Origin of the sequence: Lonepinella sp. MS14434, assembly GCF_042468235.1 — a bacterium.
GTDB lineage: Bacteria > Pseudomonadota > Gammaproteobacteria > Enterobacterales > Pasteurellaceae > Lonepinella.
In genome coordinates this window covers 1,304,541-1,330,887 of the sequence record NZ_CP170386.1, presented here as the reverse complement: position 1 = coordinate 1,330,887, position 26,347 = coordinate 1,304,541, and the positions used below count along the sequence as shown (strand labels likewise).

The window sequence follows — 26,347 nt, the reverse complement described above, 5'->3', positions numbered from 1 at the left end:
GAAGTCCTATGTCATCATCTTCTTCTACTCGAACTCTTTCGGAATGTTTTTTGATTTTACTGGCATTGACTCTATTCGGCGTTTTGCTGGTATTACCACTGATTACCGTGATCACGCAAGGGCTCGCCAAAGGTTTTCCTGATTTTTGGCAAGCCATTAACGAAGCCGACACGATTGCAGCCTTAAAATTAACCTTGATCGCCGCAGGTATTGCCGTACCTCTTAATATTACGTTTGGTGTAGCAGCGGCATGGACGATTACCAAATACCAATTTCGTGGCAGACAATTTTTGCTCACCTTAATTGATTTACCCTTTTCCACTTCTCCTGTGGTGGCTGGATTGATTTATGTCTTGCTATTTGGTGCACAAAGTAAACTCTATCCTCATTTACAATCAATTGATTTTCAAATTGTTTATGCTATTCCGGGAATTATTTTAGCGACTATTTTTGTTTCTGTTCCTTTTGTCGCTAGAGAGCTTATTCCGATTATGGAAGCACAAGGTATCGGTGAAGAAGAAGCCGCTACCGTGTTAGGCGCAAATGGTTGGCAAATTTTTTATCATGTCACTTTACCGAATATCAAATGGGCGTTATTACATGGCGTGGTGCTGTGTACTGCACGTTCGCTGGGCGAATTCGGGGCGGTGTCAGTGGTTTCTGGACATATTCGTGGCTACACCAATACGCTGCCGTTACATATTGAAATTTTATACAACGAATATAATATCGTGGCGGCGTTTTCCGTGGCGATTTTATTGTTAGCATTATCTTTAATTTTACTTTTTGTTCGTCAATGGACAGAACGTAAATTAGCCCATTAGGGCAGTTTAATTTATATTGTGGGGAATATTGAATGACTATTCATATTAAGCAAATTAACAAATCTTTCGGGCAATTTCAGGCATTACATGATATTAACGTTGACATAAAGGAGGGTGAATTAACCGCACTGTTAGGTCAATCAGGCTGTGGTAAAACCACTTTATTGCGCATTATTGCTGGGCTGGAAACGGCGAGTTCAGGACAAATTTTATTTGATCAGCAAGATGTGACAGGGCTTTCTGCTCAACAGCGAGACATTGGTTTTGTGTTTCAACATTATGCTTTATTTCGTCATATGACCGTATCAGATAATATTTCCTTTGGGTTACGCATGAAACCAAAGTCTCAGCGTTTATCGAATCAAGAAATTCAAGCTAAAGTGAAAAATTTGCTTGAATTAATTCAGTTAGAACATATTGAAAAACGCTATCCTGATCAACTTTCAGGCGGGCAACGGCAACGTGTGGCATTAGCCAGAGCCATTGCCACTGAACCTAAAGTGTTATTATTAGACGAACCCTTTGGCGCATTGGATGCGAAAGTACGTAAAGATTTACGTCGCTGGTTGCGAGAATTTCACAAAGAAATCCACGTTACCAGCATTTTCGTCACCCATGACCAAGACGAAGCTCTTGAAGTGGCAGATAAAATTATCCTAATGAACGAAGGTAAAATCGAACAAATCGGCACACCGGAACAGGTGTACAAACACCCACAAAGCTATTTTGCGGCACAATTCCTTGGGGATATGAATTTACTTGATGGTTATATTCATCAAGGCATATTACATGTTGACGATTTTCAGCAAAAAGTGACCCAAACTACGTCGGCTCATGTGGTTGTTTATGTTCGTCCGCATGAAATGGCGGTAACAAAAGCACCGGTGAAAAATAGTATTAAAGGTAAAATTATACGCGTTCATACTACAGGTCCAACGGTTCAGTTAGAAGTGCATCATATAAAAAATGATCCTATTGAGCTTTCTATCAGCTATACACAATTCGAGCGCGAAAAATTTACTGTCGGCGATGATGTCTATATGCAACCGCAATTATTAAATTACTTCTTGCAAGATGAATTGGTAGAATTTATGATTTAACCCTATTTCTCAAAAAAACTTGAATTTTGCTGATACACATCAAGGAATAATCCTAATGGTGGTCGGCGAGATACCACTTTTTGATAAGTGCGGTTATATTTTTGATAGTTTCCTTTGTTATCAATATGATACTGTGTTCCGTCAGGCGTGATAATAACATCCCAACGATAATTTGCCACTAATACCCATTCATTGAATGATTGAGTTTGGTTAAATAAATTATGCCCTTGGGTGTAATCTGCATCCGTGTTTTTCACATAAAATAGATCGTGCATGAGTGCAGGAATGACATCCATGTGGCTGGTGAGCTTATCTTCGACACCTGTATTGAGTTCTTTCCATGCGACAATCATCGGTACTTGAATTGCTTCTGGTGCAAAATAATTTAGCAGTTCATCATCAGTTTTCTGGAATGAATAACCCTGTTCACCTGTGATAATTACCGCTGTATTCTCTAAGGTATTGTGTGCTTTTAAAGTGGTGAGAACAGAATTAATTTGCTGATCTAATTGACTTAATTGTTGAGTATAAAATTGTTGTTCTTGCTCTAATGTCGGCAAATGCTGTTGACGAGTTAATTCACCCACATCTAAATTCAAATAGCTAAACCAAGCCTGATCTACAGATCTTTGCTCAAACCAAACTTGCCAATTTTTCACCGCACTTAGATTATCAATTTTTCTCTTGTTTGAAGTATTTTTCGGCAATTTAATTTGATGGAATAATGCTTGTCTGAAAATACTTGGTTTAAAATTAGTCGCAGAAAATAAGCCAAACTGATAATTATCTTGTTGCATTTTTTCAATTAGCACAGAGGTTTTTTTATTGTTTAGCAGGCTATCTGTATAGTTAGCATTTAAACCATAGAATAAGCCAACAATAGCAGAATTACTGTTGTTGCCAGTGGTGTAATGATTCGTAAATTGAGTTGCCTGCTGTGCAAATTCAGTTAAAGCGGGCATTTTTTCTTTTTGCACTGCATCTTGGCGTAAACCAGATACGGTGATAATTAATAAGTTAGCTTTATTTGCCACATTATTATAGCTTAAGGCGTGTTTTGGATAGTTAATCATTGGTGAATCAGGACGACCTTCCTGATCTAATTTGATTTCATATTGCTGTTTATCTAATAAGCCGTGTTTTTCTAAAAATGTCCGAGCTGTCATCGGATAAGATAATGGGAAATTAGATTTTTGCATGGTAATCGGGCGGTATAAATAGGCATCTGCCCAAGCGTACATTAAATGGGTGGTGATAAATAGCCCCGTCAGCATAATACCTACGCCACGAATCCATTTTTGTCGTTCTAAACTGCGTAATTTATACCACGCCCAACGAGAAAACAGCATTTGAGCTAATAGCATGAGTGGCATCGGGGTGAAGAAAATTTGCCAATCACGCGAGAGTTCTCCGTTCTCAGGATTAACTAATAAATTCCAAACCACAGAAGATAAATGCAAATTAAAGCGAGAGAAAACTTCCGTATCTACCAATAATAACGTGGTGGCAATGGTGGCAATAATTACGCTTACGCCACGAAAAGTACGTTCATTTTTGATGATAAAACTGAGCGGAAATAGCACTAATAAATAGCACCCAAAAGCAATAAAACTGAAATGCCCTAACATACTGATAAAGAAATAAAGTCTGCCTAGAAAGGTATGAGGCCAATCAATTAAAAAGGCATAGCGAGAGCCGATAGCCACCGCCCAAATAATATTAAAAAAAGCAAACCAATGTCCCCAAGAAATTTTTTGGGAAGTTTGTTCACGGTATTGTCTGCCATTTTTAATCCAAAACATAACGCACTCTTAACTTTGTTATTTCGCTGTTTTAATGGAATTGATTAACGCATCAGAAAAGGCTTGTGCTAACGCAATTTGTTGAGTTTTGCCAACACTGCTGATCAGTAAATTAGTCACCATATTGCCTAACACCATTAAAGACAAATCTACTGGAGCTTGATGTTTTTCAAACACTGCGATCATTTCATTTAGGATTGCATCTACTTGTTTATCTTGATATTTTGAGTTGGTTGCCATAATAACGTTAATTTTTAACAATGTATTTCGCAAATACTACCACATTTTTAGCTAAAGTGCGGTTATAATTAACAGGATTTTTACTATTTCCAAATGACAAAGCAGAAAAAATGAGCATCACCGTTAATCAAATTGTATTACATCAAATTATTAAAAATCCGACTGAAACGGATCAAATTGCACTAGAAAGCGTTTTACGTGAAGCATTATTGCCGATTACACCCGAAGTGGAGCAGTTAATGTTGGAATTGCATCAGGTGTATCAAAGTAAAGCCAAAGGCTATGGAATCTTTAAAGAGCAATCGATTTTTGCTCAAGCATTGAATCGTTTGCTGGAAAAAGAAACAGATTTTCTCCCCTTTAGTTACCAATCCACGCAATTACTAGCCGCTGAATTAAGCAAATATCCTTTTGCAGAAAGTGGCACATTTGTATTGTGCCAGTATAATTTTTTAGCGACGGATTATTTGTTTATTGCTTTGTTAGACAGTCGTGTGAGTATGTTGGTGGACGAGAAATTGGAAATTCACCGTACGCAATATTTGAATATTAATCAATTTGATATTGCTGCACGAATTAATTTAACGGATTTACGTATTAACGCCAATTCTGATCGTTACCTCACCTTTATTAAAGGACGAGTCGGACGCAAAATCAGCGATTTCTTTATGGATTTTTTAGGTGCAGAAGAAGGTTTGAATCCAAAAGTGCAAAACCAATGTTTATTGCAAGCGGTAAGCGATTATTGTGAACAAGGTGAGTTAAACAGTGAACAAACCCAAGCGGTAAAAAAGCAAGTATTTGATTATTGCAAAGGGCAAATAAATTCAGGGGATGAGATTGAATTACGGGAACTTTCCGAAGAATTACCGACTCTAAATGAACGTCCTTTTGTGGAGTTTACTCAACAGCAGGATTATGATTTAGCTGAGCAAATTCCTCCTGTACCTGCGACATTGAAAGCCTTAGCTAAATTTTCAGGTTCAGGCAAAGGGGTGACACTTAGTTTTGATGTGGAGTTAATCAATCATCGCATTATTTGGGATGAACAAAACGATACCATCACCATTAAAGGCTTACCAGCAAATTTGCGAGATCAGTTGCAGCGTAATTTAAAAAATCAAAATTAATTTGGCAACTGACAAGAGTTTCGGTATTATCACGATTATAAAAAGAGAAAAAAGGTAGAAAAATGCAATTAAAATCAATGGCAGCGACTATCGCCCTTGCGTTAAGTGTTTCAGCTTGTTCAGGCGTAAACAAAATTGTCTATCGTATTGACGTACCACAAGGTAATTATTTGGAGTCCGCCACGGTGCAAAAAGTACAGGTGGGTATGACCAAAGAACAGGTGCAATATTTGTTAGGTACACCTGTTTTAATCGATCCATTTAGCGATAACACTTGGTATTATGTGTATTTACAACAACATGCTTATGAAGATCCTGTGCAACACAATTTTATTGTGAATTTTGATACCAAGGGTATTGTGACGAGTACGGATTTAGATAAACCCCTACCAGACGTAGAAAAGCAAGAAGTCAATAACGCCATTATTGAAGCGCCAGAAGGCAATGTGACGAAGCGTTGGTGGCAGTTCTGGAAATAGATGAAAACGTTGTAGATTTTCACTGCAGTTTGTGAGATAAGAAAGGCTATTCTGAATGGGAATAGCCTTTTGTTTGGATTACAACTCCATTTTCAGTTTTATCAACACATCTCTCAAAGATGCCATTCTTTCATCCGCAATAGCAAAACGTTCATCATTAAATTTTTCATTTACGATAAATGTACGCACGTTCGCCGCTTTGGCAGCAATTAAACCCGTTACACTGTCTTCAATAATAATGCAATCTTTCACCTTGGCATTTAAGGCTTTGACAGCACTTAAATAAACCGCAGGATGGGGTTTAGCCAGTTCTTCATCTGCTGCCGTGCATTGAATCGGGAAATAACTCCAAAAATTCAATTTATCAAAAACGGCTTTGATGACTTGACGATCGGATGATGTGGCTAAGGCTATCGGAATGTGTTTATCTTTTAGAAAGTCTAATAATTCATACACTGCATCCATAGGTTGTCCATTATCAGTAATTTTTTGGCATACAGTATTCACAATTTGGTTACGAAGTGCGGTACTTTGTATGGGGAGATTAAACATTTCGCACCAAATTGTCGCTAATTCATCTACTCGTACACCGCACGTATATTTTTCGCAGTCCGGTTCGCTAATGTGTACGCCATATTGTGCTAGGGTTTCAATTTGGGATTCTGCCCAAAAAGGTTCACTATCCACTAACACACCGTCCATATCAAAAATTACATGTTTTATTGTCATAATTTATCCTAATGATTTTAAATATTTATCCCATTCGAAATATTGCCCAGGGTCAATTTTTCGCTCTGGTGCAATATCACAATGCCCTACAATTCTATCTGTGGTGATCTGTGGATATAATGCCATAATTTGCTGAGTAAGTTGAGTTAATTTTGCATATTGTTGCTCACTAAAAGGTTGCTCATTGCTCCCTTCAAGTTCAATTCCTACAGAATAGTCATTACATTTATCACGTCCTTGAAAATTGGATAAACCTGCATGCCATGCACGATCTTGTAGGCTTACATATTGTGTAATTCGTCCATTCCTCTCAATGAAAAAATGTGCCGAAACACGCACTTGATAAATTTCTTTAAAATAAGGATGTGCAGTCGGATTAAGTTTACCGAGAAAAAAATCATCCACAAAGTTACTACCAAATTGTTCCGGGGGCAAACTGATGTAATGGATCACCAACAGAGAGATATCTTGCGGATCTGGGCGTTTATCAAAGTGCGGTGATTTTAAATGGCGGATATTTTTGAGCCAACCTGGCTTATTGTTTTTCATCGGTTTTTACCTATAAAAAAGTGATTTTTGTGATCTTGATTCCAAACTTAATAACAGAATTTTGCCAAATTTTAAACTAGCAGGCAAAGTGTGATTCGTTTATTTTAATAGTAAGGAAAATTTATGAATTTTAGCTACACTTCACACAATATTTCATTCAAAAAAGGTTTTACCCTCATTGAATTAATGATCGTCATCGCTATCGTCGCCATTTTAGCCACTATTGCTATTCCGTCTTATCAAAATTATACCAAAAAAGCGGCTATTTCTGAATTATTGCAGGCTGCTGCGCCCTATCGTTCGGAAGTTGAACTTTGTGTATATAATCAAGATGCTGTTAAGAATTGCTCAGGTGGTCAAAATGGTATTCAAGCGAATACTACAACAGCAAAAGGCAAATATGTAAAATCTGTTTCTGTGGCGAATGGGGTAATTACGGTGACCGGTAATGGTAGTGTAAGTGATGTAAGTTACACATTAACGGCTAGTGGTTCTGCTAAAGAGGGCGTTACTTGGACGGCAAACTGTGGTTCAAATACTGAATTATTCCCATCGGGTTTTTGTAGCACAAGCACGAATACTAGCACGAGTAACTAGCCATGCAAGCCAGTTTATCTAACCCAAATGTTGTCAGTGTCGATGGAACAATATTCCAAATTTCACCGCAGTTATGGCAACAAAATCAGCAACAACAGAACATTCTGATCCGTTATTTAGCTTGTCCATTAGCGGAAAATGAGCGTTGTTTATGGCTAGGGCTAGATAGTCTCAACAATTTATCCGCATGTGAAACCTTTTCTTTCCTAACAGGAAAAATGATCGAACCTGTGTTGTTGGAAACACAGGTATTGAAAGATTTATTGCAAGCCTTAGCTCCACAATCTTTAATGGTGCAAGAAAGCCCTGTTTTTTACCATGTTCAACAGCAAGATTTAAACGAAGAAAAGCATTCTACTCAACAATCAGATGAACCCGTGATTCAGTTGCTTAATCGGATTTTTGAAAGTGCGTTGCAGCAACGAGCATCTGATATTCACCTTGAGCCACAAAGCCAACATTTGCAAGTGCGTTTTCGTATTGATGGTGTATTACAACACCAACCACCAGTTGCGTTGGCATTATCTAGCAGGGTGATTTCACGTTTAAAATTATTAGCCAAACTAGATATTAGCGAAACTCGCTTACCGCAAGACGGACGTTTTCATTTTAAAACCACCTTTTCTGATATTTTAGATTTTCGTCTTTCCACCTTACCAACTCCATTTGGGGAAAAAGCGGTGTTGCGGGTGCAACAAAATAAGCCAGTACAATTTGCATTTGCTGATCTGGGTATGAATGATCATCAGCAGGAACGTTTTAAACACGCCCTTAATCAACCGCAAGGCTTGATTTTAGTTACTGGACCTACGGGAAGTGGGAAAAGTATCACACTTTACACCGCACTTTCTTATTTAAATCGTCCTGAAAAACATATTATGACCGCGGAAGATCCTATTGAAATTCCATTGTCTGGCATTATTCAAAGCCAAGTCAATCCACAAATTGGTTTAGATTTCAGTCGGTTATTGCGTACTTTCTTACGCCAAGATCCCGATATTATTATGCTCGGTGAAATTCGTGATGAAGAAAGTGCCGCAATGGCATTACGAGCTTCTCAAACGGGGCATCTCGTGCTTTCCACGTTGCATACCAATGACGCACCGTCCGCTATTCCACGCTTGTTACAGTTAGGTATAAAGCAACACGAAATTGACAACAGCTTATTGTTAGTGATTGCACAACGTCTGATTCGGAAACGTTGCCAAAAGTGCGGTGGAAAAAGCGAAAATTCTTGTGGTTGTCATCAAGGCTATAAAGGTCGAATCGGGATTTATCAATTTTTACAACCTGATCCAAAGCAAGGTTATCAGTTGGATGTTGATCATTTACAACAAGCAGGGCTAGAGAAAGTGAAGCAAGGAATAACGGATTTAGTGGAAATTCAACGAGTATTAGGACATTAAAGGGACAAAATGAAACTCAAAATGTACCGCTGGCAAGGTATTAATCGGTTAAATCAAAAACAAAAAGGCGTTTTAATTGCTGAAAGTGAACAAATCGCACGTCAACAATTATTAAACCGAGGTTTACAGCAAATTAAATTACAGCAAAACTGGCAATTATCCACTAAACCGAATCAGGCAGAAATTTGTGATACCTTATTACAATTAGCAATTTTATTAAAATCTTCTGTTCCGTTAAAAAATAGCTTATTGATTTTATTGCAAAATTGTACCAATATTCAGTTAAATTTGTGGTTACATCAGCTATTAAATCAACTTGAAACAGGGTTGTCTTTTTCTCAGGCATTACAGAATCAAGGGCAATTTTTAACATTACAAGAACGCCAATTAATTCAAGTCGGTGAAATGACGGGTAAACTGGCAACGGTGTGTAATCAAATTGCCGAGCATCGTCAACAATCGGTGGCATTACAACGAAAATTGCAGAAAATCTTGTTGTATCCGATGATGGTACTCGGTATTTCCGTGATATTGACCGCACTTTTACTGATTTTTATTGTGCCACAATTTGCCGATATGTATGGTGATAATCAAGCTCAATTACCGTTCTTCACCCAACTGTTATTATTTTTATCGGTGCTGTTACAGCAATATTTCTGGCTAATTGCTGTGCTGATTGTTGGCATTATTATTCTGATTAAACGTCAATTAAAATCATCGATCTGGCTGAATCAACTCAAAATAAAATTAATCTCTAACACCCCCATATTAGGCAATATTGTACAACTTTCTAGGTTGGTAGGATTTTGTCGTGGCTTGCATTTAATGCTGAAATCAGGTGTGCCATTAAATCAGGCATTGCAGTCATTTTTACCCCAAAAGAAAACTTGGCAAAACAAGATCGAATTACAAGGGGATTTAACTTTAATTCAAGAAATTCAGTCTATGCTTCATTGGATTACACAAGGCTATGCTTTTTCAGTAGCAGTGGGAGCAGAATTATTTCCGATGCAAGCTCAACAAATGTTGCAGGTAGGTGAGCAATCGGGACAACTTTCACAAATGTTACTGCATATTGCAGAGAGTTATCAGCAACAGCTCGATCATAAAATTGATCTGCTTTCACAAATGTTAGAGCCATTGTTAATGGTGGTGATTGGTGGACTGATTGGTTTGATTATGTTGGGAATGTATTTGCCGATCTTTAATATGGGTTCGTTAATTCAATGATAATACTTGGATTTTTTCTCTTAGGTGGCATTGTGGCAACCCTTGTACGTTATTATTTGCAAAATTTAGCCACACAAATTCAACAAGAAATTTATCAAAGCTATGCGGATCTTTTTCCTGACAATGCACCGCAGGTTTGCCCTGAAAACTCTCGTTTAATGCCGATAAAGTGCGGTGGATTTTGGCTGTATTTTTGGGTTGGAGCGATATTCTTTGGGTTAAACGCCTATTATTTTATTAACCCAATACAAGCGTTATTTTGGCTAACTTCGGGTGTGCTATTATTTCTAATTGCCAAAATTGACGGACACTATCAATTTATTTCAGTAACACATTGCCAATGTTTAATGGCATTAGGTGTATCGGGTGCATATTTTCAATTTACGCCTATTTCCCTTGAACAATCTCTGCAAAGCCTGTTAATTGGGTTTGGAGCGTTTTATCTGATTTTTTATCTTGCACAGTGTTATTATCATCAAGATGCTTTGGGACGTGGTGATTATTGGCTAATCGCAGCATTAAGCAGTTTTTATGACTGGCAACAATTACCATATTTGATTTTTGTGGCGTGTTGTTCGGGGTTGATTTTTGCAGGAATCAAATGGCTAAAAGGGGAGAAAATAGATTATTTGCCTTTTGCTCCGTTTTTAGTGATTGGGCAGGTTTTTATGTTAGGGTCAAATATGGTAGGATAGCGAAAAAATCACGAGCGGAGAATAAATGACCTACATCATCGGACTCACAGGCGGTATTGGCAGTGGCAAAACCACCATTGCTAATCTTTTTGCAGAACTTGGTGTGCCATTGATAGATGCGGACGTAGTAGCTCGCCAGGTGGTGCAAAAAGGATCGCCCTTGTTAAGCCAAATAGTCGCACATTTTGGGCGTGAAATTCTCACTGAAACAGGTGAACTTAACCGCTCCGCGTTACGTGAAAAAGTATTCAACAGCGAAAGCGAGAAAAATTGGTTAAATAATTTATTGCACCCCGCTATTCGCCGAGAAATGTTAGTTCAACTACAAGCTCAAATCGCCCCTTATGTGTTATTTGTGGTGCCATTATTAATTGAAAATAACTTGACGGAACTTTGTGATCGGGTTTTAGTCGTGGACGTGTTGCCTGAAATTCAATTAGATCGAGCCAGTCAGCGGGATAATAATAAACGCCAATTAATTCAACAAATTATCAATACTCAGGTAAGCCGAAATGAACGCCTAAAGGTCGCAGATGATGTGATTAATAATGATGGGGATTTTGCACAAACTGAGAGCGAACTTCGCCAAAAAGTGCTAGAATTACACCAATATTATTTACAATTAAGTGAGAAGAAAAATGGCAGAAACTTTTAGCGTAGAGTGTCCAACTTGTAAAAAGCCTGTGGTTTGGTCGCCTGAAAGTGCGTATCGCCCTTTTTGCAGTAAACGTTGCCAATTAATTGATTTAGGCGAATGGGCAGCAGAAGAAAAAGCTATTCCTTGTGAAACGGCAGATTTTGCTGAAAGTAGTGAGTTTTCAGAAGACTGGGTGAAATAAACATGAATATTCAACACCAACAGGACAATGAGCAAGGCGAATTTTTTGTTTTAGACGATAATGGCAACAAGATCGCTGAATTAACCTATTTTTTCGTGGATAAGCAAACCATTAATGCCAATCATACTTACGTGTCAGAAGTGTTGCGAGGGCAAGGTGTGGCGGATAAGTTATATCAAGCATTGGTAGCGTTTATTCGGGAAAAAGATCTAAACTTGATACCAAGTTGTAGCTATATTGCGAGAAAATGGGAACGAGAAACAAAATAAGCACAAAACAGGTAAAGTGCGGTTGAATTTTGCAAAATTTTTGCTAGAATTGACCGCACTTTTTTCTTGATGAAATAAAGTAAAAATTAGTTCGGTTGAAGCTAGTTGGAGAATAGGGAATTGACCCTATACCGACGAGGTAAAATCTTTCAGGTGCTGACTATTAAGAATAATGTCAGCAAGGACTGCTAGTGGACGAACCCTTGGAGAGATTTCGTACATTCAAAGTAATGTAACGGAACGCCGAAGGCGAAAGAGTGATTTTTGTTGTAAAACAAACACTTCAAACGCTCAGGCAAAAGGACAGGGGCAGAAAGACAATTCCAGTATTTACGCTGTTTGGGGCGTATTCTTCAATGCTTTCCGCTGCCTTGTAATAAATTGTTTAAATTTTTACGAGAATCATTATGTTAATTTCAGAATTATTATCCACTATTGATAGCTTTATTTGGGGACCACCGTTGCTAATTTTGTTATCAGGTACGGGGCTTTATTTAACCTTGCGTCTTGGTTTTATTCAAATTGTGCAGTTGCCAAGGGCGTTGGGCTATATGTTTAAACGTGAGCAAGGCAATGGGCAGTCGGGCGATGTATCTGCTTTTGCTGCACTTTGTACCGCACTTTCTGCCACTATCGGAACAGGAAATATTGTCGGTGTTGCTACAGCTATTCAGGCGGGTGGACCAGGGGCGATGTTTTGGATGTGGTTGGTCGCTTTACTTGGCATGGCGACCAAATATGCCGAAGGTTTGTTAGCGGTGAAATACCGTGTACGCGATAAAAACGGCTTTATGGCGGGTGGTCCGATGTACTATATTGAACGTGGACTTGGGATTAAATGGCTGGCTAAATTATTCGCTGTGTTTGGGGTGTTAGTGGCGTGGTTTGGGATTGGAACATTCCCACAAATTAATGCTATCACCCATGCAATGCAAGATACGTTTAGCGTGCCAGTGGTTATCTCTGCTGCGGTAATGACGGTGCTGGTGGCGGCTATTATTTTAGGGGGAGTAAAACGCATTGCCACTGTTTCCACATTAATTGTGCCGTTTATGGCAATTTTATATGTAACAACATCTTGCGTGATTTTAGTCCTGAATGCAGATAAAGTACCTGCAGCCATAGCATTAATCGTAGCAAGTGCTTTTAATCCGCAATCTGCCCTTGGTGGAGTATTAGGATTAACCGTCATGAAAGCGATTCAAGCAGGGGTAGCTAGGGGGATTTTTTCTAATGAATCAGGCTTGGGATCTGCACCGATTGCAGCGGCGGCTGCACAGACTAAAGAACCCGTTCGTCAAGGTTTAATCTCCATGACGGGGACGTTTCTGGATACCATTATTGTCTGTTCCATGACGGGATTAGTGTTAGTGATCACGGGCGTGTGGAATGGCACTGTGGAAGGGGCGGCAGCCACGAATTTAGCTTTTGCACAGGGTTTAGGCACAAGCATTGGGGCAACCATTGTGACAATTGGTTTGTTATTCTTTGCCTTTACCACCATTCTAGGTTGGTGCTATTATGGCGAACGTTGTTTTGTGTATCTGTTTGATATTCGTGGTATTAAATTGTATCGTGCGATTTTCATTTTATTAGTGGCTTGCGGTGCCTTTATTGAATTACAGACCATTTGGATTTTAGCCGATATTGTCAATGGTTTAATGGCGTTTCCGAATTTGATAGCATTGATTGGGTTACGTAGCGTGATTATTGACGAAACTAAAGATTATTTTCAGCGTTTGAAGACAGGCGAATTAAATGAAACAGCGGAGTAGGGAGCCTAGTACTTGCGTACTAGGTTAAGCAAATAACGCTATTCCGTAGCTGTTTGTTCAAGATGCGGAGCATCGTTACATAGATAGCCCTGTACGCCAGTGCAGGGCAAAAGAGAATAATAATATGCCAACTCTTATTTTCCTACACGGTCTGCTTGGCACCAAAGCCGATTGGCAAATCGTGATTAAAAAACTCAGCAAAATCGCACCGCAGTTTGATTGTGTGGCATTGGATTTGCCTTTACATGGTGAAAATAAACATGTTGAAGTGGCAGATTTTGAGCAAACAGCACAATTTATTTCGCAACAAATCTGTCAAAAAATTCAAAATAAGCCTTATATTTTAATAGGTTACTCATTAGGTGGACGGATTGCGTTGTACTATGCTTTACAAGCTCAATGCGAAAAGGGCAATTTGCAAGGGATAATTTTAGAAGGTGCCAATTTAGGCTTGCATAGCGAACAAGAAAAGCAGCAACGTTGGCAAAGCGATCAACAATGGGCAAAACGCTTTATGACAGAAAACCCTGAAAAGGTGCTACAGGATTGGTATCAACAGCCAGTCTTTGCACATTTAACTTTACAACAACGTGCCGATTTAATCGCTAAACGTGTGGCAAACTGCGGTGAAAATATCGGTAAAATGTTATTAGCAACTAGCCTTGCCAAACAACCTGATTTTAGTTCAAGTGTGCAATCTACTGATTTACCTATTTATTATTTGGTGGGGGAGCAGGATCAAAAATTCAACCAAATGGCAACAGCAAAAGGGTTAATGTTTTGTCAGATCCCCCAAGCAGGGCATAATGCTCATTTAGAAAATCCCGATGCGTTCGCCGAACAATTACGCCGTTTTGCTTTTGAGATCGTAAAACTTCCGTTATAATGACCGCACTTCTTTAACAATAACAGTTTACTTACAAGCAAGGAAATTTTTATGCAAAATCCAAAAGATGATGTGCTTTATGCCCCAGTTGAATGGGTAGATCACAGTACGGGCTATACCGATATTCTTTATCATAAATCCACCGATGGCATTGCCAAAATCACCATCAATCGCCCAGAAGTACGTAATGCGTTTCGTCCGCAAACCGTCAAAGAGATGATTAATGCCTTTTCTGACGCACGTTTTGATGAAAAAATTGGCGTGATTGTATTGACTGGTCAAGGCGAAAAAGCGTTTTGTTCTGGTGGCGACCAAAAAGTGCGTGGTGACTACGGTGGTTATAAAGATGATAGTGGCGTGCATCATTTAAATGTATTAGATTTCCAACGGGATATTCGCACTTGCCCGAAACCTGTGGTTGCCATGGTGGCGGGGTACGCTATCGGTGGTGGTCATGTGTTACACATGCTTTGTGACATTACTATTTCCGCAGACAATGCCATTTACGGTCAAACAGGTCCGAAAGTAGGTTCTTTTGACGGTGGTTGGGGAGCAAGTTATATGGCTCGTTTAGTAGGTCAGAAAAAAGCTCGTGAAATTTGGTTCTTATGCCGTCAATACAATGCTCAAGAAGCGTTGGATATGGGCTTAGTAAATACCGTAGTGCCTTACGCCGATTTAGAAAAAGAAACCGTACGTTGGTGCCGTGAAATGTTGCGTAACAGCCCGATAGCGTTACGTTGCTTAAAAGCTGCCTTGAATGCGGATTGCGATGGTCAAGCTGGCTTACAAGAACTAGCAGGCAATGCCACCATGTTGTTCTATATGACCGAAGAAGGTCAAGAAGGACGCAATGCGTTTAATGAAAAACGAGCCCCTGATTTTAGTAAGTTTAAACGCAATCCTTAATCAGATTGTTAAAAGGTAGGGGCGGAATGTATCCGCCCGAAATACGGAGTGTTGTTTATGGATCAAAAAATTATTCGGTTAAAACAACGGTTTGAACATTATAAAAACGCCTTAGCTCGTTTATCTGAAGCAATAGAAAAATGCGATGAAGTTATTCAAAAAATTGATGGTGTGATTGAAAATATCGTTCAAGAAAGCATTATTCAACGCTTTGAATTTACTCACGAATTGGCGTGGAAATTGATGAAAGATATTTTGCAATATGAGGGAGATTTTGAGGGGGGTTCAAGAACGGCAACTCGTGAAGCCTTTAATTTAGGTTATATTTCTCAGGGCGAAGTTTGGATGGATATGGTTGAAACCCGAAATCTCACGGTACATACCTATAATATTTCGCTGTTAAATCAAGAGTTTGAAAAAATCACTACGCAATATTTCCCTTTATTACTTCAATTTGAACAACGAGTTGAAAAACTATGCCAAACTTTGGATTAAGCGATAAATCAATTAAACAGATTCATGACATTTTGCGAAAATATCCTGAGATCGAACAGGCGATTATTTACGGTTCTCGAGCGATAGGAAATTATCGTGAAGGATCTGATATTGATTTAACTTTGAAAGGCGAAAAGGTAACGCAAGACACCCGTGGTAAAGTGTGGCTAGATTTAGATGATTCCTATTCCCCTTATTTATTTGACATTTCCGTCTATCATTTATTAACCAATCCTGATTTTATCGCTCAAATCGACCAATTCGGACAGGTTTTTTATCAAAGAGAAAACAATGAGAACTTATAATTTATACCGTTACAACATTCCTGTTGATAGCCAACTCATTCTCCGCAATCGTTTTTTAAAAAAACGGGAAGGCTTATTAGTGCAAGTGAAATGTGGTGAAAATGAAGGTTGGGGAGAAATTGCCCCTTTGCCTGAATTTAGCCAAGAAACCCTAGAGCAGGCACAGAGTCAAGCGATTGACTGGTTGAAAAAATGGGATCAAGCACGTTCTTGTGATGAGAAATTACCGTTAAATGATGATGAACTTTATCCGTCAGTGGCGTTTGGTTTGAGTGTTGCCTTGGCGGAATTGAAAGGCAAATTGGGTGAACAAGGTAATTATCAAGTAGCACCGTTATGTTATGGTGATCCTGATGAACTTTATGAGCCGTTAAATCAAATGCAAGGTGAAAAAGTTGCTAAAATTAAAGTGGGTATGTACGAAGCTAATCGAGATGGATTAATTGCAGATATGTTGCTGGAAGCCATTCCCGATTTATATTTGCGTCTTGATGCTAATCGTAGTTGGACACTAACCAAAGCCGCAATGTTTGCAAAGTATGTCAAACCTGAACATAGAAATCGTATTCAATTTTTAGAAGAACCCTGTAAAACCCGCGATGAAAGCCGTCAGTTTGCACAGGAAACGGGTATTGCTATTGCGTGGGACGAATCAGTGCGTGAGCCTAATTTTGTGGTGCAAGCTGAGCCAAATTTGGCAGCCATTGTAATTAAGCCAACCTTGGTGGGAAGTTTGCAAAAATGTGTCAAATTGATTGAGCAAGCTCATGCTTGTGGTTTAAAAGCGGTGATTAGTTCGTCTATTGAAAGTAGTTTTGGCTTAACCCAGTTAGCTCGTATTGCTCAACAATATACGCCGAATGTTACACCTGGGTTAGATACCTTAGACTTAATGGCATATCAAATTGTTCGTCAATGGCAGGGTTCGACATTGCCCGTTATTGATTTAGATTCACAATTTATTGCCAAAGTGGCGATCTAAAAGGTTAGACCACATTTTATTAAGCTGAGTTTTTATAAAAAAACATTATAATGCGAACGTTACAAAAAAGGATAAGATTATGTTGCAATCTGTACGTATTTTGCTGTTAAATGGTCCAAATTTAAATATGTTGGGGGCGAGAGAACCAAAGCATTATGGTTCGCTTTCGCTAGTACAAATTGAACAAGATTTACAACAACATGCTGAAAAGTGCGGGGTAAATTTAACTTGTTTTCAGGCAAATAGCGAAGAAAAATTGATTGATAAAATTCATCAGAGTTTTCAGCAAGTGGATTTTATTATTATTAATCCAGCGGCTTATACGCATACTAGTGTAGCATTACGTGATGCCCTGTTGGCAGTGGCGATTCCTTTCGTGGAAGTGCATTTGTCTAATATTCACAAACGTGAGCCATTTCGTCATCATTCTTATTTTAGTGATGTGGCTGAGGGCGTGATTTGTGGCTTAGGGGCAAAAGGTTATGAATATGCGTTAGACTTTGCAGTACAGTTTTTGGCAAAAAAAGCAGAAAATCGTTGAAATTTCGCAAAATTTGCATAAAATCGCATAAAACAGTCGCCAAAAGCAATTTTTTCGGGTAATCTTGCTTCCGCAAAAGACACAAACTTTTCACTGTACTTTTAGCTCGCAAAAACGATGCTAAAGTGCGGTCTATTTTACATTATTTTTTAGGAAATCTACATTATGGCAATGGATATTCGTAAAATCAAAAAATTGATCGAATTAGTAGAAGAATCAGGCATTATGGAATTAGAAATTTCTGAGGGGGAAGAATCTGTTCGTATTAGCCGTGGTACGCCAGCACCTACAGCGGTGCAATATCATCTTCCAACACAAGCACCAGCTCCTACGGCGGTTGCTCCAGTGGCGACACCGACACCAGTCGTTGCATCTGCTGCTCCAGCTGTTGAAGAAGTGTCAGGTCATGTAGTGCGTTCACCGATGGTGGGAACGTTCTATCGTAGCCCTAGCCCAGATGCGAAAGCATTCGTTGAAGTAGGGCAGTCTGTGAAAGTTGGTGATGCACTTTGCATTGTTGAAGCAATGAAAATGATGAACCGTATTGAAGCGGATAAAGCGGGTGTGGTGAAAGCTGTTTTAATTAATGACGGTGATGCGGTTGAATTTGATGAACCGTTAATCGTTATTGAATAGTATTTTCTAAAATAATTGGGCGATAGCCCATTATTTTTATCTTATCAATTTTAAATTGGAATAATCTTATGTTAGAAAAAGTGGTTATTGCCAACCGTGGTGAAATTGCCTTACGTATTTTACGTGCTTGTAAAGAACTTGGCATTAAAACCGTTGCGGTACATTCCACCGCCGACCGTGATTTAAAACACGTTTTATTAGCGGATGAAACAGTTTGTATTGGACCAGCTCCATCAACCAAAAGCTATTTAAATGTGCCAGCTATTATCGCGGCAGCTGAAGTGACGGGGGCAGATGCAATTCACCCTGGTTATGGTTTTTTGTCTGAAAATGCAGATTTTGCCGAACAGGTAGAATGTTCTGGCTTTATCTTTATTGGACCGACCGCCAATGTCATTCGTTTAATGGGGGATAAAGTATCTGCCATTAACGCCATGAAAAAAGCAGGCGTACCTTGTGTACCAGGTTCTGATGGTCCATTAGGCTCGGATATGGCAAAAAATAAAGAAATTGCCAAACGTATTGGTTTTCCAGTGATCATTAAAGCCTCTGGTGGCGGTGGTGGTCGTGGTATGCGAGTGGTGCGTAATGTGGAAAGCCTAGAAGAAAGTATTGCCATGACCAAAGCAGAAGCGAAAGCAGCTTTCAACAATGATATGGTGTATATGGAAAAATATCTTGAAAATCCACGCCACGTGGAAATTCAAGTTTTGGCTGATACACATGGTAATGCGGTATATTTAGCCGAACGTGATTGTTCCATGCAGCGTCGTCACCAAAAGGTAGTAGAAGAAGCTCCAGCTCCAGGGATTAGCGAAGAAGTTCGCCGTGATATTGGTTCACGTTGTGCTAATGCTTGTGTGGAAATTGGTTATCGTGGCGCGGGTACTTTTGAGTTCTTGTACGAAAATGGTGAGTTCTATTTTATTGAAATGAATACTCGTATTCAGGTAGAACATCCAGTGACGGAAATGATCACGGGCGTGGACTTGGTGAAAGAGCAGTTACGCATTGCATCAGGTTTACCGCTTTCAATTAAACAAGAAGATATTAAAGTCAAAGGTCACGCTATTGAATGTCGTATTAATGCGGAAGATCCAAAAACGTTTTTACCATCACCAGGTAAAGTGGTGCATTTACATTCCCCTGGTGGATTGGGTGTACGTTGGGATTCTCATGTTTATGGTGGTTACACTGTACCACCGCATTACGATTCCATGATTGCAAAATTAATTGTATATGCGGATACCCGTGAAGAAGCGATTCGCCGTATGCAAAATGCCTTATCAGAAACTATCATTGATGGAATTAAAACCAATATTCCATTACATCATCTAATTTTAGATGATGCAAATTTCCAACAAGGTGGCACAAATATCCATTATTTGGAGAAAAAATTAGGTATTGCTGAATAGTGCAAAATAGCGTAATTAAGTGGATCATCATGATCCACTTTTTTTGTGAGGAACGAAAATGACATTACAACAACGTTACAAGCAAGCTGCCAAAGAAGCTCGTTGGGCATTAGGGTTAACCATTGCTTATATGATCGGCTGGTGTGTATGTGCTTATTTACCCGATAATAGTGCTGGACCTTTAGGTTTTCCGCTTTGGTTTGAACTCTCTTGTATTTATTTACCCATCTTGTTTATTGTGGTCGCCTATTGGTTAATTAAAATTGTTTACCAAGATATTGAATTAGAAATCTCAACGGAAAAAGACCGCACTTCAGCCCCTTCTTCTCACAAGGACATTTAACCATGAATTTAGGTATTATTTTTCCACTTATTATTTATTTAGTCTTTGTTTTTGGGGCAGCATTGTACGCCTATATTAAACGGCAAAAAGGCGATTTTCTGACGGAATATTATGTAGGTAATCGTTCAATGACTGGCTTTGTATTAGCAATGACCATAGCCTCTACTTATGCTAGTGCTAGTTCCTTTGTCGGCGGACCAGGGGCTGCCTATAAATATGGTTTAGGCTGGGTTTTACTTGCCATGATTCAAGTGCCAGCGGTCTGGTTAGCATTAGGAGCATTAGGCAAAAAATTTGCTTTGTTATCTCGAGAAAGTAACGCTTTAACCATTAATGATTTATTGCTTTATCGTTATAAAAATAAATGGTTAGTTTGGATTGCTGGCATTGCTTTATTAATTGCTTTCTTCGCCGCCATGATGACGCAATTTATCGGTGGAGCAAGATTATTATCTACTACGATCGGGATTTCTTATACCAGTGCATTATTAATTTTTGCGGCCACGGTCGGTATTTATACCTTTATCGGCGGATTCCGAGCTGTGGTGCTGACGGATACCATTCAAGGCACGGTGATGATTTTAGGTACCTTGATTTTACTTGGTGCGGTGATTTACGCCACTGGTGGGCCAGAAAGTGCGGTGCAAAAATTAACCGAAATCGATCCGCAGTTAGTCAGTCCTTATGGCCCCAATGACATGTTAGGCTTTCAATTTATGGCGTCATTTTGGGTGTTAGTCTGCTTTGGCGTGGTGGGCTTGCCTCATACCGCTGTGCGTTGTATGGCCTTTAAAGACAGTAAGGCTTTACACCGTGGCATGTTAATTGGCACCATTATTCTTAGCGTGATTATGTTAGGCATGCACTTGGCTGGTGCGTTAGGACGAGCCGTTATTCCGGATCTAACCATTCCCGATCAAGTGATCCCAACCTTGATGTTACAAGTGTTACCACCCATTGTGGCAGGGATTTTCTTGGCGGCCCCCATGTCAGCGATTATGTCCACTATTGATGCTCAATTAATTCAATCTTCGGCTATTTTCGTCAAAGATCTGTATTTATCAGCAAATCCTGAAATGGCAACCAACCAGAAAAAAATCAGTTGGTTTTCTTCCATCATTACGCTAACTATTACTGTTCTATTAGTATTAGCCGCCTTAAATCCACCTGATATGATTATTTGGCTCAACCTGTTCGCCTTTGGTGGATTAGAAGCCGCTTTCTTATGGGTGATTATATTGGGGATTTATTGGGATAAAGCGAATGCTACTGGGGCGATTAGTTCTATGGTTACTGGCTTGGCCTGTTATATTTTGTTGGTGCAGTTAAAAGGCGTAGATTTAGCAGCCTTGCCTGAGGCATTGCAATATGTGGTACAAGGGATTAAATTATTCAGTAAATTCCATGAAATTGTGCCGTCTTTGGTGTGGGGGTTAATGGCGTTTTTAGTGGGTAATCGGTTTGGTACAAGGAAAGAAAAAACCGTGTAAAAGATAGACTTATTTTCATTATGTTAATCGCCCTGTGTGTGAGTACAGGGCGATTTTTTTCAGCAGTATACTGCTTTTACTTTGTATTGACATACAAAGTAAATCAAGGGCTGTAAATCATCTTTAAAGGATTTTGTGCTGAACTTGAAGGATGAATTAGGTCTATTTTTCTCATTTTTACTAAGGAGTCACCATGACTAATCTAAAAAAACTTGCATTACTCACCGCACTTTTAGGGGCATCTAATATTGCTTTGGCTGATAATTCTGATCCTTATCAAGGCTGGTTTTTGGGAGGCGGTTTGAATACCTCTAAATTTGATGTATCGAATGATACTGGTTTTTCCACATCAGGTTCTTATGCCGTTGGATTTGAGATCTTAGGCGGTTATAGCTTTACGTTCTATGATAAGTTTGTGGGCCAAGCTGAAGCAAAACTTCGTATTAGTCATTCTAAATCAGGCATAGATGGTGTTGATCTTTTTAAAGAAAAATACAGCACGAGTCTTGCGTATTTACAAGGTTATAAGGTTACTGAGCAGTTTGTACCTTATGTTAAATTAGGCATAGATGTGGCTCAGATTGATTCAGATGCATCTATTGATCGTTATATCGATGGGGATACGACTAGCCACTTTATTTATGGCATTGGTGCAAAATATGCGTTAAATAGTCATTCTGTCATTGGGGTGGAATATACTTTTGCAGATGCTCCTCATCAACGTACTAATGAGCTTGTTGCAGAAAGTAACACGTTTAGTTTGACGTATAGTTATCATTTCTAGGGGGAGAATATGAAAAAATTTATCTTAACGAGCTTCATGGCATCTACGATCGCCTTAACTGGTTGTGCGACGATTGTTGGGGATAAAACCCAAACCTTGCCAATTTCGAGTAATCCAGATGGTGCAAATTTTGTTGTACAAGATGAACAAGATATGGTGGTTTTTCGAGGTGTAACGCCATCAAAGGTACAACTTGAAAAGAGTACAGGGAAATATTTTGGCAAGAAAGAATATAAGATCACCTTTACTAAAGCGGGCTATCAGCCACAAACTTATCAACTTGAAACTAAACCAAATGGCTGGTATATCGGTGGAAATCTTGTTTTTGGTGGATTGATTGGTTATTTAGCCGTGGATCCATTTAATGGTGGAATGTATACCATTCATCCAGAACAAGTCGGCGTCAGTTTGAGTTTGGATAATTCGCCTGAAAAAGTGGCAACTCCCAACACGTCAAAAGTAAAGAAAACGAAAAGAAGTAAATCGAAAAAATAATCCTGAAAAACCTAGCACTTACGTGCTAGGTTAAGCATTGTGACGCTACTCCGTAGCTGTGTTGAGATGCGGAGCATCATTATTTAATTAGCCCTGTACGTAAGTGCAGGGCTTATTCATTCTCCAAACTATCCTTAAACGCCAAATATTCTTCCAATAATTCAATCGCACTTAAACAGCGTTCACGGCGTTGTTTGGTACTTGTAATTTGTTGCTCAATAACCATTTTTTGCTCTGCGGTGGCAAGGCTAAGTTCAATTTCTTGCTGTGCCAGTTTTTCATTGAGTGCATGTAGTGCCTCATAATATTTGACCAATTTCTCACGTGGCGGCAGTAATTCAATTTGTTGACGTAGCTGATCACGCTTGTTTAAAACCGGCTTATTTTCCACCGCAGTTTGCGGTGTTTGTAATAAGCGAATGGCATCTTGTAATGCGGTGTATTGTGCGACCAGTTTTTCTGTGAAAAAGGCAAATTGAGCCTGATCTTGTTCGCTAAGTCGTTGCAGTTGCTGGAAACATTGTTGCATTTCATTTAAATAGAAATCAACAGGCTGAAAATTCTCACTAAATAGCATGGGATCGAATTTGTTGTAAACGGTTTTTTCTTTGAGATGTGAGGCATTGTTCTCAAGATCATGCAGATATTGGGCGAGTTGATGTAAAAGTGCGGTATGATTTTTCATATTTTTGTGGGAAAATCCCCCTAATATTCATTAGGGGGAAAAGGTGTTAAAGAACCATAGCGGCAATCCAGCCGAACACAATTAATGGAATATTGTAGTGCAAGAACGTTGGTACGACACTATCCCAAATATGATCGTGTTTGCCGTCCACATTTAGACCAGATGTTGGTCCCAAGGTCGAGTCAGATGCAGGTGAACCGGCATCCCCTAAAGCGGCTGCTACGCCTACGATAGAAACGGTGGCTAATGGCGAGAAACCTACCGCAATACATAATGGCACATAAATGGACGTGATAATCGGTACTGTAGAGAATGATGAACCGATACCCATGGTGATAAATAATCCCACTAATAACATTAAGAGTGCCGTTAGTCCTTTATTATCTTGACCAAAGCCTTGACTGAAGACTTCTACTAACTGTGTTACACCACCGGTTTCGTTAATCACATTAGCGAACCCCGATGCAGCAATCATCACAAAGCCGATCATTGCCATTAAGCGTAACCCTTGTTGGAAAATATCGTTGCTTTCTTTTAAGCGGAAGATACCGCACACGGCAAAGATAATTAAACCGGCTAAACCACCGATAATAGTTGAACTGGTGAATAATTGTAGGGAGAAAGTAACCACGATAGCTGCAAGACTCACCCATACATGAAAAGGTTTGATGTTAGCAATATGCTGTTCAATTTCTGCTGTGGTGGGTTCTGCGGTAGTAACCACGTATTCTCTCGGTTTGCGATAGCTCACAAAAATAGCAAATAATAAGCCTAAAATCATGCCAGTCACTGGAATTGCCATTGCCATAGAAACTTCAGCGACACTGGTGTGAATGCCTAAGTTAGCCCCGACTTCATTGATATTCTTGACCAAAATACTTTCAATAAAAATTTTACCAAAGCCTACGGGTAATAGCATATAGGTCGCAGTTAAACCGAAAGTGAGTACACAAGCTACCGCACGGCGGTCAAGTTTTAAGCGGTTAAAAATGCTTAATAATGGCGGTACCACAATCGGGATAAAAGCGATATGTACTGGGAGTAAGTTTTGAGACGAAATGGCAAATGCTACTAGGACGGCAAGGATAAAATATTTAAATCCTGCCACAGAACTACCGCTTGGCTGCTTGCCAAGACGCTTAATTACTTTGTAAGCCAGTAAATCAGTAATACCAGATTTAGAAATAGCCACGGCAAATGCACCTAAAATAGCGTAGTTCATTGCTACTTCGGCACCACCGCCTAATCCCCCAGTAAATACTTCAATGGTTTTGGAAAGTCCGAGACTACCTGTTAAACCTGCAGTTAATGCAGAAATAACCAAAGCGATCACGACGTTAATACGTAATAAACTCAGAATGAGTAATACGATAATGGAAATGACAACTGGATTCGTCAGCATATATTATGTCCTTAGGTAAATAATGAGTATTTAAATGTACTAAAAAAAATGAATTTGTCTAGGGGAAGTAGAAAATTTTTATAAAAATAACCACACTTTTATGAATAAAATGATAAATATTCAATAAAGTGCGGTAGAAAATAATAATTCTTTATTCTATAGCAGCAATATGTGGAAAACCACCAAGCTGTTTAAGATGATTCACCATATAACAAAATAATGCTGCGGTACGTTCGGTATCATATAAAGCAGAATGCGCTTGTTTATGGTCAAAGGGAATGTTTGCCACTTGGCAAGCTTTCAGTAAGACGGTTTGTCCGAACATTAACCCACTTAAACTAGCGGTATCCATAGTACTAAACGGATGGAACGGATTTCGTTTTACTCCAGTACGTGCTGCTGCTGCCATTAAAAATCCCTGATCAAAAGCCGCATTATGTGCCACAATAATAGAACGTTGACAATCTGCCTGTTTTTGTCCCCGACGTATCATTTGGAATAAGCCAGTAACAGCATCTAATTCCGAAATAGCGACAGTTTGACGCAACGGGTTATCTAAATCAATACCATTAATTTTCATACAGTCAGGATTAATTAATGCACCGTCAAAGGGCTTAATATGGCAATGATATGTCTGATCAAGCTCAAGTAAACCTTGTTCGTTCATTTTTAAGGTAATCGCAGCTAATTCTAATAACGCATCGGTTTGACAATTTAACCCTGCCGTTTCCACATCAATAATGACAGGATAATAACCACGAAAGCGATTTTTGAGCAAATTATAATCTATTGTTTGATGTTGTTCAGTCATAAAATAAAAGGGTGCGTTAGTTAAATGTAACGCACCGAAAATGAGTTAAAATTACACCGCACTTTAGTTGCCTAAAGCGGCTTTAGCGTTTTTATTTTCGATAAATTCGATTTTGTAACCATCAGGATCTTCTACAAATGCGATCACGGTTTTGCCACCTTTCACTGGACCAGCTTCACGTGTTACTTTACCGCCAGCGGCTTTTACTGCTTGGCAAGTGGCATAAATATCATCAACACCGATAGCGATATGACCATAAGCGGTACCCAATTCATATTGTTCTACTCCCCAGTTATAGGTGAGTTCCAGTACCGCAGATTCATCTTCGTCTGCATAACCTAAAAAGGCAAGGGAATATTTATATTCAGGATTTTCACTGGTACGTAATAAACGCATACCTAATACATCTTGATAGAATTTAATTGAACGGTCTAAATTACCGACACGTAACATTGTGTGTAAAATTCGCATGATATTTTCTCCAATCTAAATCGTTACGGAGAT

The 26,347-nt window shown here is 39.1% G+C and carries 32 protein-coding genes and 1 riboswitch; of the genes, 24 read left to right on the top strand and 8 right to left on the bottom strand.

Translation table 11 applies throughout. The features are described from left to right. Nucleotides 1-8: 8 nt before the first annotated feature. Together cysW and O1Q79_RS06425 are read left to right on the top strand one after the other, a co-directional pair. Nucleotides 9-824, top strand: a complete 816-nt coding sequence (cysW, locus tag O1Q79_RS06430) for a sulfate ABC transporter permease subunit CysW (protein WP_386691010.1) — start codon at nucleotides 9-11, stop codon at nucleotides 822-824. 32 nt (nucleotides 825-856) lie between these two features. Next, nucleotides 857-1,924 (top strand): sulfate/molybdate ABC transporter ATP-binding protein, encoded by a 1,068-nt coding sequence (locus tag O1Q79_RS06425; protein WP_386691009.1) that lies wholly within the window; start codon nucleotides 857-859, stop codon nucleotides 1,922-1,924. A 2-nt stretch (nucleotides 1,925-1,926) separates the two neighbouring features. On the opposite strand, the gene O1Q79_RS06420 is transcribed toward O1Q79_RS06425, so the two are convergent. Then, entirely contained in the window at nucleotides 1,927-3,726 is a 1,800-nt protein-coding gene (locus tag O1Q79_RS06420; RefSeq protein WP_386691007.1) for a DUF3413 domain-containing protein, read from the bottom strand. An 18-nt stretch (nucleotides 3,727-3,744) separates the two neighbouring features. Continuing rightward, nucleotides 3,745-3,966 (bottom strand): YejL family protein, encoded by a 222-nt coding sequence (locus O1Q79_RS06415; RefSeq protein ID WP_386690281.1) that lies wholly within the window; start codon nucleotides 3,964-3,966, stop codon nucleotides 3,745-3,747. Nucleotides 3,967-4,076: 110 nt separating this feature from the next. Between O1Q79_RS06415 and yejK the strand changes: the two genes are divergently transcribed. Next, nucleotides 4,077-5,096, top strand: coding sequence for a nucleoid-associated protein YejK (gene yejK / locus O1Q79_RS06410; RefSeq protein WP_386691005.1), 1,020 nt, complete (start codon nucleotides 4,077-4,079; stop codon nucleotides 5,094-5,096). Nucleotides 5,097-5,158: 62 nt separating this feature from the next. Then, entirely contained in the window at nucleotides 5,159-5,575 is a 417-nt protein-coding gene (bamE, locus tag O1Q79_RS06405) for an outer membrane protein assembly factor BamE (RefSeq protein WP_386691003.1), read from the top strand. A gap of 78 nt (nucleotides 5,576-5,653) precedes the next feature. On the opposite strand, the gene O1Q79_RS06400 is transcribed toward bamE, so the two are convergent. Further along, a complete protein-coding gene (locus tag O1Q79_RS06400) occupies nucleotides 5,654-6,304 on the bottom strand; it encodes an HAD family hydrolase (protein ID WP_386691001.1) in 651 nt (216 codons plus the stop codon). 3 nt (nucleotides 6,305-6,307) lie between these two features. Next, nucleotides 6,308-6,853 (bottom strand): 1,6-anhydro-N-acetylmuramyl-L-alanine amidase AmpD, encoded by a 546-nt coding sequence (gene ampD / locus O1Q79_RS06395; protein ID WP_386690999.1) that lies wholly within the window; start codon nucleotides 6,851-6,853, stop codon nucleotides 6,308-6,310. A 123-nt stretch (nucleotides 6,854-6,976) separates the two neighbouring features. Between ampD and ppdD the strand changes: the two genes are divergently transcribed. The 20 genes from ppdD to O1Q79_RS06295 all read left to right on the top strand — a co-directional run bounded on the left by ppdD (nucleotide 6,977) and on the right by O1Q79_RS06295 (nucleotide 22,945). Then, nucleotides 6,977-7,450 (top strand): prepilin peptidase-dependent pilin, encoded by a 474-nt coding sequence (gene ppdD, locus O1Q79_RS06390; protein WP_386690997.1) that lies wholly within the window; start codon nucleotides 6,977-6,979, stop codon nucleotides 7,448-7,450. A 2-nt stretch (nucleotides 7,451-7,452) separates the two neighbouring features. Next, nucleotides 7,453-8,856 carry a GspE/PulE family protein gene (locus tag O1Q79_RS06385; protein ID WP_386690995.1) on the top strand — a complete coding sequence of 468 codons (1,404 nt, stop codon included), beginning with the start codon at nucleotides 7,453-7,455 and terminating at the stop codon, nucleotides 8,854-8,856. Between the two features lie 9 nt (nucleotides 8,857-8,865). Further along, nucleotides 8,866-10,086 (top strand): type II secretion system F family protein, encoded by a 1,221-nt coding sequence (locus O1Q79_RS06380; protein WP_386690993.1) that lies wholly within the window; start codon nucleotides 8,866-8,868, stop codon nucleotides 10,084-10,086. A gap of 32 nt (nucleotides 10,087-10,118) precedes the next feature. Beyond that, nucleotides 10,119-10,781 (top strand): prepilin peptidase, encoded by a 663-nt coding sequence (locus O1Q79_RS06375; protein WP_386690991.1) that lies wholly within the window; start codon nucleotides 10,119-10,121, stop codon nucleotides 10,779-10,781. A gap of 25 nt (nucleotides 10,782-10,806) precedes the next feature. Next, nucleotides 10,807-11,436: a dephospho-CoA kinase gene (gene coaE / locus O1Q79_RS06370; RefSeq protein WP_386690988.1), complete on the top strand. Its 630-nt coding sequence runs from the start codon at nucleotides 10,807-10,809 to the stop codon at nucleotides 11,434-11,436. Beyond that, a complete protein-coding gene (yacG, locus tag O1Q79_RS06365; RefSeq protein WP_132301902.1) occupies nucleotides 11,420-11,620 on the top strand; it encodes a DNA gyrase inhibitor YacG in 201 nt (66 codons plus the stop codon). The genes coaE and yacG overlap by 17 nt, the downstream gene beginning before the upstream one ends. 2 nt (nucleotides 11,621-11,622) lie before the next feature. Beyond that, nucleotides 11,623-11,889, top strand: a complete 267-nt coding sequence (locus O1Q79_RS06360) for a GNAT family N-acetyltransferase (RefSeq protein WP_386690985.1) — start codon at nucleotides 11,623-11,625, stop codon at nucleotides 11,887-11,889. Nucleotides 11,890-12,082: 193 nt separating this feature from the next. After that, nucleotides 12,083-12,206, top strand: a riboswitch (glycine riboswitch). 90 nt (nucleotides 12,207-12,296) lie between these two features. After that, complete coding sequence (locus tag O1Q79_RS06355; RefSeq protein WP_386690982.1) at nucleotides 12,297-13,664, top strand: alanine/glycine:cation symporter family protein; 1,368 nt, start codon at nucleotides 12,297-12,299, stop codon at nucleotides 13,662-13,664. A 124-nt stretch (nucleotides 13,665-13,788) separates the two neighbouring features. Next, a complete protein-coding gene (menH, locus tag O1Q79_RS06350) occupies nucleotides 13,789-14,550 on the top strand; it encodes a 2-succinyl-6-hydroxy-2,4-cyclohexadiene-1-carboxylate synthase (RefSeq protein WP_386690981.1) in 762 nt (253 codons plus the stop codon). A gap of 51 nt (nucleotides 14,551-14,601) precedes the next feature. After that, on the top strand, nucleotides 14,602-15,459 hold the full coding sequence (menB, locus tag O1Q79_RS06345) for a 1,4-dihydroxy-2-naphthoyl-CoA synthase (protein ID WP_386690979.1): 858 nt from the start codon (nucleotides 14,602-14,604) through the stop codon (nucleotides 15,457-15,459). A gap of 57 nt (nucleotides 15,460-15,516) precedes the next feature. Next, nucleotides 15,517-15,954 carry a nucleotidyltransferase substrate binding protein gene (locus O1Q79_RS06340; RefSeq protein ID WP_386690976.1) on the top strand — a complete coding sequence of 146 codons (438 nt, stop codon included), beginning with the start codon at nucleotides 15,517-15,519 and terminating at the stop codon, nucleotides 15,952-15,954. Next, a complete protein-coding gene (locus O1Q79_RS06335; protein ID WP_386690973.1) occupies nucleotides 15,936-16,259 on the top strand; it encodes a nucleotidyltransferase domain-containing protein in 324 nt (107 codons plus the stop codon). Before O1Q79_RS06340 ends, O1Q79_RS06335 begins: the two co-directional genes overlap by 19 nt. Further along, nucleotides 16,246-17,241, top strand: coding sequence for an o-succinylbenzoate synthase (menC, locus tag O1Q79_RS06330; protein WP_386690970.1), 996 nt, complete (start codon nucleotides 16,246-16,248; stop codon nucleotides 17,239-17,241). The genes O1Q79_RS06335 and menC overlap by 14 nt, the downstream gene beginning before the upstream one ends. Before the next feature lie 79 nt (nucleotides 17,242-17,320). Next, nucleotides 17,321-17,782: a type II 3-dehydroquinate dehydratase gene (gene aroQ, locus O1Q79_RS06325; RefSeq protein ID WP_386690967.1), complete on the top strand. Its 462-nt coding sequence runs from the start codon at nucleotides 17,321-17,323 to the stop codon at nucleotides 17,780-17,782. A 171-nt stretch (nucleotides 17,783-17,953) separates the two neighbouring features. After that, nucleotides 17,954-18,418: an acetyl-CoA carboxylase biotin carboxyl carrier protein gene (accB, locus tag O1Q79_RS06320; RefSeq protein WP_386693362.1), complete on the top strand. Its 465-nt coding sequence runs from the start codon at nucleotides 17,954-17,956 to the stop codon at nucleotides 18,416-18,418. 68 nt (nucleotides 18,419-18,486) lie between these two features. After that, complete coding sequence (accC, locus tag O1Q79_RS06315) at nucleotides 18,487-19,833, top strand: acetyl-CoA carboxylase biotin carboxylase subunit (protein ID WP_386687232.1); 1,347 nt, start codon at nucleotides 18,487-18,489, stop codon at nucleotides 19,831-19,833. Between the two features lie 58 nt (nucleotides 19,834-19,891). Next, nucleotides 19,892-20,176 carry a YhdT family protein gene (locus O1Q79_RS06310; protein WP_386690964.1) on the top strand — a complete coding sequence of 95 codons (285 nt, stop codon included), beginning with the start codon at nucleotides 19,892-19,894 and terminating at the stop codon, nucleotides 20,174-20,176. Between the two features lie 2 nt (nucleotides 20,177-20,178). Next, nucleotides 20,179-21,666: a sodium/pantothenate symporter gene (panF, locus tag O1Q79_RS06305; RefSeq protein ID WP_386690961.1), complete on the top strand. Its 1,488-nt coding sequence runs from the start codon at nucleotides 20,179-20,181 to the stop codon at nucleotides 21,664-21,666. Nucleotides 21,667-21,859: 193 nt separating this feature from the next. Next, on the top strand, nucleotides 21,860-22,450 hold the full coding sequence (locus O1Q79_RS06300; protein ID WP_386690958.1) for an outer membrane beta-barrel protein: 591 nt from the start codon (nucleotides 21,860-21,862) through the stop codon (nucleotides 22,448-22,450). Nucleotides 22,451-22,459: 9 nt separating this feature from the next. After that, nucleotides 22,460-22,945 carry a hypothetical protein gene (locus tag O1Q79_RS06295; RefSeq protein WP_386690955.1) on the top strand — a complete coding sequence of 162 codons (486 nt, stop codon included), beginning with the start codon at nucleotides 22,460-22,462 and terminating at the stop codon, nucleotides 22,943-22,945. A gap of 112 nt (nucleotides 22,946-23,057) precedes the next feature. Here the strand turns inward: O1Q79_RS06295 and priC are convergent, their stop codons facing one another. The 4 genes from priC to gloA form a co-directional block, all read right to left on the bottom strand. Continuing rightward, on the bottom strand, nucleotides 23,058-23,630 hold the full coding sequence (gene priC, locus O1Q79_RS06290) for a primosomal replication protein PriC (protein WP_386690952.1): 573 nt from the start codon (nucleotides 23,628-23,630) through the stop codon (nucleotides 23,058-23,060). Between the two features lie 46 nt (nucleotides 23,631-23,676). Beyond that, complete coding sequence (locus tag O1Q79_RS06285; protein ID WP_386690949.1) at nucleotides 23,677-25,032, bottom strand: Na+/H+ antiporter family protein; 1,356 nt, start codon at nucleotides 25,030-25,032, stop codon at nucleotides 23,677-23,679. Between the two features lie 151 nt (nucleotides 25,033-25,183). After that, entirely contained in the window at nucleotides 25,184-25,843 is a 660-nt protein-coding gene (gene rnt, locus O1Q79_RS06280) for a ribonuclease T (protein WP_386690946.1), read from the bottom strand. 63 nt (nucleotides 25,844-25,906) lie between these two features. Continuing rightward, on the bottom strand, nucleotides 25,907-26,314 hold the full coding sequence (gene gloA, locus O1Q79_RS06275) for a lactoylglutathione lyase (RefSeq protein WP_386687220.1): 408 nt from the start codon (nucleotides 26,312-26,314) through the stop codon (nucleotides 25,907-25,909). Between the last annotated feature and the right edge of the window lie 33 nt (nucleotides 26,315-26,347).